Origin of the sequence: Agriterribacter humi (genome assembly GCF_009192765.1) — a bacterium.
GTDB classification, from domain to species: domain Bacteria; phylum Bacteroidota; class Bacteroidia; order Chitinophagales; family Chitinophagaceae; genus Agriterribacter; species Agriterribacter humi.
The window spans coordinates 209485-222497 of sequence record NZ_VOHQ01000004.1 but is presented as its reverse complement, the minus strand read 5'-3'; the positions used below and the strand labels follow the sequence as shown (position 1 = coordinate 222497).

At 42.2% G+C, this 13013-nt stretch carries 9 protein-coding genes; 3 read left to right on the top strand and 6 right to left on the bottom strand.

Translation table 11 applies throughout. The annotated features are described in order from the left end of the window. Positions 1–143: 143 nt before the first annotated feature. The gene (locus FRX45_RS09605) at positions 144–1850 is read right to left on the bottom strand and encodes a M23 family metallopeptidase (RefSeq protein WP_152268196.1); all 1707 of its coding nucleotides are present in this window, start codon (positions 1848–1850) and stop codon (positions 144–146) included. A gap of 485 nt (positions 1851–2335) precedes the next feature. Here FRX45_RS09605 and FRX45_RS09600 point away from each other — a divergent pair, with 485 nt between their 5' ends. The 3 genes from FRX45_RS09600 (at position 2336) to FRX45_RS09590 (ending at position 7517) form a co-directional block, all read left to right on the top strand. Further along, positions 2336–2533, top strand: coding sequence for a hypothetical protein (locus FRX45_RS09600; protein WP_152268195.1), 198 nt, complete (start codon positions 2336–2338; stop codon positions 2531–2533). Positions 2534–2813: 280 nt separating this feature from the next. Beyond that, positions 2814–5690, top strand: coding sequence for a carbamoyl-phosphate synthase large subunit (carB, locus tag FRX45_RS09595; protein ID WP_152268194.1), 2877 nt, complete (start codon positions 2814–2816; stop codon positions 5688–5690). Positions 5691–5855: 165 nt separating this feature from the next. After that, a complete protein-coding gene (locus FRX45_RS09590) occupies positions 5856–7517 on the top strand; it encodes a PQQ-dependent sugar dehydrogenase (RefSeq protein ID WP_152268193.1) in 1662 nt (553 codons plus the stop codon). A 20-nt stretch (positions 7518–7537) separates the two neighbouring features. Here FRX45_RS09590 and FRX45_RS09585 read toward each other — a convergent pair whose 3' ends face one another. The 5 genes from FRX45_RS09585 to FRX45_RS09565 form a co-directional block, all read right to left on the bottom strand. Continuing rightward, positions 7538–9085 (bottom strand): DHA2 family efflux MFS transporter permease subunit, encoded by a 1548-nt coding sequence (locus FRX45_RS09585; protein WP_152268192.1) that lies wholly within the window; start codon positions 9083–9085, stop codon positions 7538–7540. A 71-nt stretch (positions 9086–9156) separates the two neighbouring features. Beyond that, the gene (locus FRX45_RS09580; protein ID WP_152268191.1) at positions 9157–10209 is read right to left on the bottom strand and encodes an HlyD family secretion protein; all 1053 of its coding nucleotides are present in this window, start codon (positions 10207–10209) and stop codon (positions 9157–9159) included. 30 nt (positions 10210–10239) lie between these two features. After that, the gene (locus FRX45_RS09575; protein WP_152268190.1) at positions 10240–11565 is read right to left on the bottom strand and encodes a TolC family protein; all 1326 of its coding nucleotides are present in this window, start codon (positions 11563–11565) and stop codon (positions 10240–10242) included. 22 nt (positions 11566–11587) lie between these two features. Further along, positions 11588–12214: a TetR/AcrR family transcriptional regulator gene (locus FRX45_RS09570; RefSeq protein ID WP_152268189.1), complete on the bottom strand. Its 627-nt coding sequence runs from the start codon at positions 12212–12214 to the stop codon at positions 11588–11590. Between the two features lie 442 nt (positions 12215–12656). Further along, positions 12657–13001, bottom strand: coding sequence for a Spx/MgsR family RNA polymerase-binding regulatory protein (locus tag FRX45_RS09565; RefSeq protein ID WP_152268188.1), 345 nt, complete (start codon positions 12999–13001; stop codon positions 12657–12659). Positions 13002–13013: the final 12 nt, after the last annotated feature.

The window sequence follows — 13013 nt, the reverse complement described above, 5'->3', positions numbered from 1 at the left end:
ACACAAGAAGCAAATAAAAATTCAAATCCGAAGCCTTAACTCTGAAATTCGAAGGAATACAATGATAAACACAAAACTAAAGACCAATGAATCCGAAAAAGCCCTGAAACCTGCATTCCTGCAACTTGTAACCCGATCCCCACCTACCGGGTAAATGTAAAAATTTGTGCAGCCGTATTCCCTGCTTCATCGGCTACGCTAATTTTCAACGAATGCTCCCCCGGTGTGCAGTGTTCATCAAAAGTGTAGATAAAATTCCTGGCTTTGTCATTGGTAAAGCGAAGCCATTTGCCGTCTAATTCGGCCCTGAAATTTTTTATCGCTCCCAGATTATCTTTTACGCTAAACATTAACCGGCTGGCTTTGCTCATGTTCTGGCCGCTTTTAAATCCTATTGGAATAATTTCCGGCGCTGTTTCATCCAGCACCAACTGAAAGCTGCCAAAGCTGTTAAATTTCCCCATGGCCCAGCCATTCTGCCATTCCGGTTTTGATATTTCTTTTTTGGTTCCGGCAAACCGTTGCATAACCACCCTGTTTCTTTTATCCTGCAGCAAGCCGGAGTCTGGCTTAATACGAACAACCAGTCCCTCCTGGAGCGGAATGTAATCTGCTCCAATAGTGTGTATAGCCGATACCACTACCGGGTTTGCGGAGGCCGATCTCCGGTAGGCAATCTGTACAGCATCATATAAACCTCTTTCACCAATGTAAAATTCGCAATCTCCACTTCCTTCTCCCACATTCACCATAAAAGGATAATACATCTTGCCGGCAGGCGGTATGGGCTTTATTACCGGCGGCTCGTACTGAACTTTAAAATTCAACAGTGCTGTATTGTTATAGGCGTCTTTTGTTTCAATGCGGATGTTGTGTATAGCTCCTTCAGTTAGCCTGATCACTCCGTTTCCCCTTTGCTGGCGGTACACGCTATTGATATAGCCCGGAAGCTCCGATAGATGTTGCAGGTAGGGACCGCCCTTGGCTTTGGTTTTGTAGTCAATATGCGCATTCAGGTAGCGCGTATCGTAATAACTGATTGTATCCATTGTAAAACGGATTACTTCTTTGGAGCTATCATACAAAACGCCCTGGTAAATACCATTGTGGTTAGCCGAACCTGTTTGTGCATCATAGCTGCTCACAGCAAAACTTACCTTATCTGATGATACTGTTATGGTCGAAGGAACAGTAATATAACCCTGCGTTGTTTTTTTAACCGCTATTATTTGGGGAGATTGTTCGTAAATACTTTTGTTGCGATCGTAAACGGCAAGGCGTTGAATAACGGGTGGAACATTGTCGGCTATGGGAAATCCAAATAATATAGGGTTGAGATTGGTGTCCGTTGCGGTATTGCGTATTTCAAAATGAAGATGCGGACCCTGTGAGCCACCGGTATTTCCGCTATTGGCAATAAAAGAGCCCTTTTTAACCGGAAACATTCCCACGGGTATATCTAAGTAAACGTTCCATGATTCCAGCTTGTATTGCTGTTCCTTTACATATTGTTCCAGCTTTGGAAAGAAACTATTGAGATGCGCATAAACTGTGGTTAAACCATTAGGGTGATTAATATAAATAGCCCTGCCAAATCCAAAGGGCTCAATCTTTATTCTTGCTATATACCCGTCGGCGGCTGCATGTATAGGCAGGTTCTGCACGTGGTTGGTTTTAAAATCAAGCCCCATATGATAGTGATTGGGACGGAGCTCGCCAAAATTGCCGGATAAACTTGCAGGAATATCCAGTGGCTTGATGAAATATCCTTTAGGATAAATATTGGGCAAATGCTCCTGGGCGAATGAATGGAAACCAGTTAAAAAAAACAAAAAGAAAATGGATCTCATCAATAAAGTAATTCTTAAGTATTGGGTAACAAATCTACCTATGATTGATTTAACAATAAAATCATTTTGCCAATCCTTTGAAGCAATATTTACAAATGATGGTTAACAATGCTTATTTGTTGTTTAAATAAATGTTTAATTGTGGTTTTTTTGAACATTTAAAAAAACTGGCATTCTCTTTGAGAAATAAGCAATGACTGCCCCCTGGAAAAATTGCTACTGTTTTTGCCTGCTCTGTAAAGATTATTACAAATATATTTTTCGGGCTGGTTTACACCTCCCCCAATACCTTGATGAACCGTTAAAAATGGGTTCTTGTATACCCTGATTAAGGTATGCCGATGAAAGAATCAATTTGATTTTTGGTAATAATCTTTGAAACGACGAAAATACCCTAAAAAGAGTATAATATTTTCAAACTATAATACAGCGTTTTTCGTCTATATATTGTCTACTATATATTGTTGAACCTAAAATTGAATGTTATGAAAGGGATGAAAACAAAAATCGTACTGGCACTGGCCATCATGACAGGATCTGTAATTGGCGCTTTCCGGGGAGAACTGGCAAAACAGAAATTTATTGCCAAAGTGAAGAACAAGTATGAGGATCATAAACAGGTTCAGCAACAACAGGAAATTATGCTTGATGAATTTGAACTTTCTGCGTTTCATACCAGTTAGGTTCTGTTCCAATATTTTTAAAAGACACTCGCATTTAGCAGTGTCTTTTTTTATGCCATGTCATGTCTTACAAAATGAATGCATGTCCCCGAAACAGGTAACCCGAAAACCGCTGGCCCCGGTCTCGTGCCTTACATAAATAACATATCTCGGAAATATTAACCGTTTGAGTTTCGCATTTAATTTTTCAACCCTTACCTTTGCCCGGTTTTTTCAGTGCCAACCCGGAGGAGGTTTATGCGGAAATACCTGCCAGATTCTTTCAAATCTTTATTAAGAAATGCCTAAAGACAATTCAATCAAAACGGTCCTGATCATTGGTTCAGGTCCTATTATTATCGGACAAGCATGTGAATTTGATTATTCGGGAACCCAGGCTGCGCGAAGCCTGCGGGAAGAAGGGGTTAAAGTAATATTGATCAATAGCAATCCCGCTACCATCATGACCGATCCCATGATGGCCGACCGGGTGTATTTGCTGCCGCTGACTGTAGAAAGCATTGAGCAAATACTGGAAGAAAACCAAATTGACGCTGTATTGCCTACTATGGGCGGACAAACCGCATTGAATTTAGCCAAGGAAGCCAATGAACTGGGTGTTTGGGAGAAATATGGGGTAAGATTAATTGGTGTGGATATTAAGGCCATAGATAAGGCAGAAGACAGGGAACTTTTTCGCCAGTGGATGATCCGGCTGGGTATAGCAGTAGCGCCGGCCAGAACCGCCAACTCATTTTTAGAGGGAAAGGAATTTGCCCAGGAAATAGGATTTCCCTTGGTTATACGTCCGTCCTATACCCTTGGTGGTACCGGTGGCGGATTTGTGCTTAACAAAGAATTTTTAGATGATGCCCTCGACAGGGGCTTATCTGCTTCTCCCATACATGAAGTGCTGGTGGAAAAGGCCGTACTGGGCTGGAAGGAATTTGAACTGGAGCTTCTGCGTGATGATGCAGATAATGTAGCAATCATCTGCACGGTTGAGAACTTTGACCCCATGGGCGTCCATACGGGCGATTCAATAACCGTTGCCCCGGCTATGACGCTGAGCGATACGGCTTTTCAATTGATGCGCAATACCGCTATACGCATGATGCGCGACCTGGGTAATTTTGCGGGAGGTTGTAATGTACAGTTCGCCCTTAACCCGGCAACAGAAGAAATTATTGCTATCGAAATTAATCCAAGAGTAAGCCGTTCTTCGGCCCTGGCCTCTAAAGCCACAGGTTACCCTATTGCTAAAATAGCTGCCAAGCTGGCTATTGGTTATAATTTAGATGAGCTCAAAAACCAGATCACCCAGTCTACTTCGGCTTATTTTGAGCCAACACTCGACTATGTAATTGTAAAAGTACCCCGGTGGAATTTCGATAAGTTTAAAGGCGCCAATGATACATTGGGGCTGCAGATGAAATCCGTGGGCGAAGTAATGTCAATCGGCCGCAGTTTTACCGAAGCCATTCAAAAAGCATGTCAGAGCCTCGAGAATGAAGCGGTGGGCCTGGGTTATTACGGAAAAAGCATGATGCGGTCTGACGAAATTGTGGAATATTTAAAAACACCCAAGTGGGACAGGATCTTCCGTATTAAAGATGCCCTGATGATGGGGGTAAGCGTAAAATCTATTTGTGAAGCTACCCGCATTGACCGCTGGTTTATTTACCAGATCCAGCAAATTGTAAATATCGAGAAAAAAATAGCGCAGTACAACCGGCAGTCCTTACCCGATGATCTGCTGATTGAAGCCAAACACAACGGGTTCAGCGATGAACAGATCTGCCGGATTATGAAAGATGGGAAAGACGAGGATATTTATGAGCGCAGGAAAAAGATGGGATTGACCCGTGTATATAAGATGGTGGATACCTGTGCCGCCGAGTTTGAAGCCAAAACACCTTATTTCTACTCCAGTTTTGAGGCGCATTCTGTTTCAGGAAACGCAAAAGCCGGTGTTGTGCACAATGAAAGTATTGTGCATCCGGGCAGCGCAACTTCTAAAAGTGCCAAAGGATCTGTATTGGTTTTAGGTTCCGGCCCCAACCGGATAGGTCAGGGTATTGAGTTTGACTATTGCTGTGTACACGGGTTGCTGGCCATAAAGGAATGTGGTTATGAAGCTATCATGGTAAATTGTAATCCGGAAACCGTTTCAACTGACTTTGATATTGCGGATAAGCTGTATTTCGAGCCCGTATTCTGGGAACATTTATGGGAGATCGTAGAATATGAAAAGCCTGTGGGCGTAATTGTACAGTTGGGCGGACAAACCGCATTGAAATTAGCCAAACGACTGCATGAAAAAGGCATCCGTATTATAGGTACCTCTTTCGACAATATGGATATTGCCGAAGACAGGGGACGTTTTAGCGATCTTTTAAAAGAATTGGGCATTCCTTACCCCAATTATGGTACAGCCTACGATGCGGATGATGCCATTGAGGTAGCCAAAGAAGTGGGCTACCCGGTGCTGGTAAGGCCGAGTTATGTGTTGGGTGGACAAAGAATGCGGATTGTATTAAATGACGAAGAACTGGAAAAAGGTGTACTGAGTTTATTAAAACATCTTCCCGGGAATAAAATCCTGATTGATCATTTCCTTGACCGTTGCCAGGAAGCGGAAGTAGATGCTATTTATGATGGCGAAACCTTTCATGTAATGGGCGTAATGGAGCATATAGAGCCGGCGGGTATACATAGCGGCGACAGCCATGCCGTATTGCCTGCTTTCAACCTCAGTCCGCTGGAAGTAACCACAATGGAGTTCTATTCAGAAAAGATTGCCCGGTCGCTGGATATCCGCGGGCTCATCAATATACAATTTGCTATTAAAGACGGGGTGGTATATGTTATAGAAGCCAATCCCAGGGCTTCCCGCACTACGCCGTTCATAGCCAAAGCCTACCAGATACCTTATCTTAATATAGCTACAAAAGTAATGCTGGAAGAAGTGAAGTTGAAAGATCTGACCTTTAAGAAGAATCTGAAAGGGTTTGCTATTAAAGAACCCGTTTTTAGTTTTGATAAGTTTCCCGGTGTAAATAAAGAGCTGGGCCCGGAAATGAAATCAACCGGCGAAGCCATCCGCTTTATAAAGGACTTACGCGATCCTTATTTCAGAACACTGTATAAGGAAAGGAGTATGCATTTGAGCAAGTAAATATAATGGTCATTAAATATTCGAAGGCGCTGATTTTTCAGCGCTTTTTTTGTGAACATCCTGCTATATGTCTTCAATAATCGCTTTTGAGACAACTCCCACCTGTAGCTCATATTTTCGAACGGCACTGTATTTGTGACGTTTTCTTTTTTAAATGCTACTGGTATGAGGAAAGAACATTTTCGCTACCTGCAAATTGCTTTTTTACCGGCGCTTATTCTCTTTTTCCAAACTATTGCCCGCTCACAGCCGGCGATTACTTACGAACCACTGATCAGTTCAGGGCTTTCGTCACCCATGGAAATTGCTTCAGCGCCGGGAGATGCTCCCGGCAGATTGTTTATCGTTGAAAAGGGCGGCACTATTAAAATATGGAATGGATCGGAGGTTCTGGAAACTCCTTTTCTTGATATCAGCACAATTATTACATCGAATGGAGAACGCGGGCTCCTGAGCATAGCCTTTCATCCCAACTATGCAAGTAATGGGTACTTTTTTGTTTATTATACAAATGCTGAGGGGTCGGTTACTGTTGCCCGTTACATCGTTTCTTCCAATCCAGATATTGCCGAACCCAATCCCAATCCTGTCGCACCTTTAGTAACAATACCAAAATCTTTTGCCAATCACAATGGCGGTCATTTGCAGTTTCGCACTGAAGAGGGGATTAATTACTTATATTTCGCCACCGGTGATGGAGGTGGCGCCAATGATCCGGATAACAATGCGCAAAACCCCGCCTCATTACTGGGGAAGATGATCCGCATGAATGTAGATGCAACGCCTGTAACAACGGAGCTGTGGGCCATTGGCCTGCGCAATCCCTTTCGCTGGAGCTTCGACCGCTCAACGGGTGATGTATGGATCGGCGATGTTGGACAGGGTAAAAAAGAGGAAGTGAACTTCCGGGAAACGGGCTCATCCGGCGCCAATTATGGCTGGCGTTGCTACGAAGGAACTGTTCAAAATACAGATGTTGACCCGGTTTGCGATCCACCAGGTAAAGTGATTCCTGTTTTTGAATATGATAATCCGGAGGACGGAAGTTCAGTGGTAGGCGGTTATGTATACAGGGGTGATGAATTTGCAACTTTACAGGGATATTATTTTGTTACCGATTATTATTCGGGTACCGTATGGACGATTCAGCATGTTAATGATAACTTTAATATTGTAAATACGCAGCCGGCTTTAAAGACAGGTATATCCAGTATTAGTGAAATACAGGATGGAACCTTATATGCGGCAGCCCTCACTGAAAATGCTGTATATAAAATAATCCCGTTGGAAGCTACACCACTCACCCTTACCCATTTTTCGGGCCGCGAAACGGATGGTGGCTATAATGAATTGAGCTGGACGACGGCAACGGAACAAACCGTTGAAAAATTTGTAATTGAATACAGCAGCAACGGAAATGAATTCAGTAGCGCAGGAGCAGTAAATGCATCCAATAATATTAGTGGAGCTGAGTATAGTTTCAGGCATTATACCATTACAGAAGGTAAAATATTTTACCGGTTATATATTATTGACGCTGATGGCACCGGAAATTATTCTGCCGTTATCAGCATAAACAATGCAATAGCAACCGATGTAAAAATTTATCCTACCATCATTACTGCCGGAAGACTGGATATTAATTCGGGGAAACGGATAGATAGAGTACAGCTCTTTACTGTAGCAGGCAAACCGGTTTTAACAAAGGAAATGAATGGAGCAAGTGGCTATTTTTCTATTGTATTACCCGCTTTGCAAAAAGGGATGTATATCATCCGGTTGACCGGCCGCAATTTTCAAAAAAACCAAAAGATTATTATTAAGTAATACTTCTATGCTTTGAACTGTTAATGTGCATCCACAGGTAAAGCCACATTCTTTTTAAATTTCTGCAGGTATACCAGCGGAATACAGCAAAGCACAAATACGCCCACCAGTAAGTATATATTATCGTAGGTTACCAGCATCGTTTGTTTGATCACCGAACCTTCAACGGCCTTGTTGGCCATTTGTTGCGCATCAAAAGCGCTGTAGCCTTTACTTTGAAAGCCTTGTATAAACGCCTGTTGTTTTTCTGCAAATGCCGGGTTATAGGGATTGATATTTTCCAGTAAAATATTTCTGTTGATCCCGCTTTTAATATGAATGAGGGTAGTAAGAATAGCGATTCCAAAAGAGCCACCGAGTTGGCGCATCATATTGTTGAGACCCGCACCCTGGCCAATATCTTTTCCATGAAGATCCTGTATAGCAAGGGTAGTTAATGGTACAAACAGCAGGCTCATTCCAATTCCGCGTATAATAAGCGGCCAAAAGAAATTGCCGGTACCCGATTCCAGTGTAGAATTAGATAACATCCAGCTAAAAATGAAGAATAATACAAATCCTATGGTAGACATCAACTGCGCCGGTATTCCACGTTTAAGCATCATTCCAACAACTGGCATCATGCATATGGTTGCCATACCTCCGGGAAATAACAATTCTCCTGTTTGTTGTGCAGAAAACCCAAGTAAATTTTGACAGAATACAGGGAAGATAAATACGGACCCATATAAAGCAAATCCCAGGGCAAAGGAAGTTAATATGCCTACAGAAAAACTGCGGAATCTTAGTATTTTGAAATTCACTACCGGGTGATCCGTACTGAGCTCACGCCATATAAAAGCAACAGCGGCAACAATAGTGCTTACTATAAGCACCGCAATGTAAGGAGTAGCAAGCCAGTCTTCGGATTCTCCTTTTTCCAGCACCACCTGTAAACTTCCCACACCAATGGCCAGGAAGGCGATCCCCCACCAGTCAATCGGTTGCCCTTTGGCATATTGGGGAGATTCTTTTACGAACATCGAAACCAGGAATGCTGCCAATGCACCCACCGGGATATTTACATAAAAAATCCAGGGCCAATTAAAATGATCTGTAATGTATCCTCCAATAGTTGGCCCCACGGTTGGTCCTACCACCGCTCCCAGTCCAAACAAGGCGGTAGCCATGCCCACTTCTTCACGGGGCCAGGTTTCTATAAGTATAGCCTGCGCTGTAGAAAGCAGCCCTCCTCCTGCCAGGCCCTGCAAAATCCTGAAAACAATCAATTCATACAAGCCGGTGGCATTGCCGCAAAGTATGGAAGCAATGGTGAAAAGTATAATGGATGCCATGAAATAATTCTTTCTTCCAAACCTGTCACCCAGCCAGCCCGACATGGGTAATACGATTACATTCGCTACTGCATAACCTGTTACCAGCCATCCCGCATCTTCAAGCGTTGCGCCCAGGTTGCCCATGATCTGGGGTAAAGCCACATTTACAATAGTAGTATCAATCAATTCCAGTAATGAAGCCATTATTACTGTAATTGTAATGATCCATTTTCTTAAGCCATGCTCTGCCATTGCTTTTTCTTTGAGTATTTTTTGTGTTTAACCAAACCCTGTATTTACTACTCACCACTTACTACTTACCACTATTTAGTATGTACAATTACTTTTACACTCATCCCCGGGCGCAGGGCTGTATTAAAAGCAGGGCTGGAATCAAGTTTTATCCTTACCGGTACACGCTGTACTACTTTCACAAAATTGCCTGTGGCATTATCGGGCGGCAGCAGTGAAAATTTAGCGCCTGTAGCGCCGGCAAAAGATTCCACACTCCCATGAACCGGCGAATCCGGATAAGCATCAACAGTGATGTCTACTTTTTCTCCAATCTTCAGGTGTTCCATTTGCGTTTCTTTAAAATTAGCCGTGATATACAAACCCTTATCGTTTACTACAGCAAGCAAAGACTGGCCTGCCTGTACCAGTTGACCCAGTTGTATATTGCGTTTGGAAGCAATGCCATCTGCAGGAGCAATAATAGCCGTGTATGATAATTGCAGCCTCGCAAAATCTACATCAGACTGCCTGCCGGCGATATTGGAGGCGGTTGCCATTGCTTCCTGCTCGTTGGTGCTTACTTTTTTATGGATTACCGGTACCTGGGTTTGTGCAACAAGCAAGGCCGCTTCAGCCGATTCCTTCTCTGCCTTCACCGCGTCATATTGTGCTTTAGTAATGGCATGATCATCGTACAGATTTTTATAGCGGTTGAAATCTTCGGTGGTCTTCCATACTTTTACTTTAGCAGCTTTTACATTTGCCTGGGCAGTTGCAATATTAGATTCGGCTTCCTGTATGGCGTAACGGGATACGGTTACCGATTGTCTGGCAGAGGCCAAAGCGGCTTGCGCCTGTTGCAATTTTATTTTAAAATCCCTGTCATCGAGGATTACCAGGGTATCGCCTGCTTTCACCTCCTGGTTATCGGCAAACCTGATCTCTTTTACATAACCGCTTACACGCGAAATAACCGGGCTGATGTCGGCATCAACCTGGGCATTGTCTGTTACCTCATGTGCCTGGAAATAGAAATATTCCTTTAATGTAAATACTACGGCCAATACCAGTACTGCTGCAAGAATAACAGGAAATATGATTTTTTTGCCTTTGTATTTCTTCTGTTGTTTTTTATTGCTCATATAATTTTTTTAAGCTTTTGGTCGGATTGGTTAAAGTTGAATATGCCCCGTTGATTTAAGAAGCATATAATATGCAGCAGTAGCATCTGATTTTGAAAGCTCTAAATTGATACGTGCCTGGTATAGCAGGGTTTGCGCATCAATGCGATCGGTAGTGGTGGCTAAATTGTTGCGGAACTTCGATTCCATTATCCTTTCATTTTCGGTTGCCTGCACAATGGCTTCCTGCAGCACAGTTATTTTTTCCAGCGCCTGTTTATACTGCAGGTAACTTTGGTTCACTTCCGTTTTGATCCTGTCTTTGGTTATCTCATACTTATCAGCTTCCTCCTGTTTCTGAATTTTTGATTCAGTCAATTTGTTTTTATTTTTATACAGGCTGCCAATGTCCCACCCTACACTTATACCCACTACAAAGGGCGCCAGGTAGCTACCATTTTTGGGAATAATATTTCCGGAAGGGTTAATAAAATACAAATTGCCACCAGCGCTTACCGTTGGTAGTTTTTCATCCTGTGTTTTTTTAATGCTGATGTCTGTGAGTTTCAACCGGTATTGCAGTTCAGTTAGTTCCTTGCGGTCTTTCAGTGCCTGAAGCAGGAAATTTTCAAACGGGTCATTTTCTCCCAGACTGTAGTTGATGTGCTCTTCCACAATAACAGTGCTCTCGGGCAAGCCTAACAATACGTTCAGGTTGTAGTTAACAATTTTGCGGTTATTATCCAGTTCAATTGCATTGAGCTTCATATTCGATTTTTCAAGCTCAAACCTCAGCACATCGTTTTTTGTAGCCAGCCCCTGGGCTTCAAATTTTTTAATTTCAACGAGCTTATTTTCTATGTCTTCAAGATTTTGTGCAAGGATCTTTTGGTTCTGCCGAAGTTTATAATAATTGATATACGATTGAATAATGGTAAAAATCACTTCATCTTTATCCGCTTCAGCATTGAGTTTGCTCATTTGCAGCAAAAGGTCTGCCGACTGCCTGGCATAACGGAGTTGGTTACCCGCAAAAATGGGTTGGTTAATGCTGAGTGTAGACTGGTACAATGTATTGTCGAAAGGAAAACTTAACTTTTGCGGGTCATTGCCATTAGCGGCAGGAAGATGAAACGTTTGTGAAAGCATTAAAGCATGGTTATAGCCGACGCTTATTTCGGCCGATGGGAGTGAAGCATCTTTGGCTTGCTCTGCCTGCGATAACGCCTGTTCAATTTCATGCGCTGCCAGCCTTAGCTGTTTGCTGTTTTGTATGCCCATTGTCACTGCATCACGAAGACTCAATGTTTTGGTTTGTGCGGATAGTTGAATAAAGCCTGTTATCCAAAAAAGCAATACGGCTGCCATTTTTTTCATGCTGTGCTGTAGTTGAAGATTTTTAATTCTGATTTTTTATATCCAGGTGGGCTTTCAGCAATTCTTTAAGATGTGCTTTTATTTTGGGGATCATTTTTTTCCTGTAACCTTCTTCATCATTTTTATCAATATGCATTAACCGGCAATACAGGCTTTTAGATAAAGTAACCTGTGTAATTGTTCCCATCACACAGCCAACCGTAAGTTCCATATCTACTTTTCTGAATACTTTCTTTTTTTGCCCTTCTGCAATAATCCTTTTTACCTGTTCAAAATTTTTAAGCTTAATATCGGTGATCATTTCCCTGATGTCATCTGATTGTATGGTAGGCAGATGCATTGTCATAATGCAATGAAACTTATAATTATTTACAATCTTGTCTACATACAGATCAACAAGTCTTTCAATTTTATCCCAGGGAGAAAGCTTTTCGTCTTTATTCAGCTCTTCCAGAATACCATGCGTATAACTTGACCTGTGCGCAATAAGTGCTACCAGCAACTTTTCTTTTGAACCGAAATAATAGGAGATCATGGCAAGATTCACTCCTGCATGCCCCGCTATATCTCTAACTGAAGTACCATCAAAGCCTTTTTCTGCAAAAAGTAGTTCTGCTGAATCCAGTATATGCACTCTTTTATCCTTCATAAACGATTTATTTCGGGCGCAAAATTAAACAAACGTTTAAATTAAACAAGCGTTTAACTTCACTTTTTCGTTAATCCTTTGTTATCGGAGCTTTAATAAAGCTTCCCTTTATTTTTAAAAGGAAATCCTGTATTATTTTAAAAAAGCACCATCCACAAACGATTTTTACTTTTGCTTTCATGCATGATTGCGCTTACGGTTTGTGAAGCGCAGCGAATTACAGGTTGCGGTTTTAAGGTTCCGCCCCGGTCACTACGGTCCAATTTTAGTTCTGTGTATGAGGCAAAGGATATACTGCAAAACATGCTGAACGCGATTAATTGGCAGGAAAATTTTAATGTAAGGTAGCAAAACGAAATACAAAATGCATATGCTACGATCATCAACCGGGCCAGGTGGATTATATATGATAAGGCACAATACAATTTACTAAGCAATAGTACTATTTGAACTCCTGTTGATATAGCGCATCATTGTAACCAGTTACTATTTTGTTGTTATACTCAATAACAGGGCGCTTAATGATGCTGTGATGACTAAGCATTACCTGCACTGCCGCTTTCTGACTGGTTACTGCTGCCTGCTGTTCGGGTGCTAAGCTTCGCCATGTGGTACTTTTTTTATTGAGAATTTTTTCCCACCCTGCCAGTTTACTCCATTCATTCAATTTGACGGCTGTTATGCCTGCTTCCCTGTAGTTGTGGAATGCAAAGTTTATTTTCCTTTTTTTCAGCCAGGCTATTGCTTTTTGTGTGGTATCGCAATTGGGTATTCCGTAAACGATCATTTGTGCATTTGT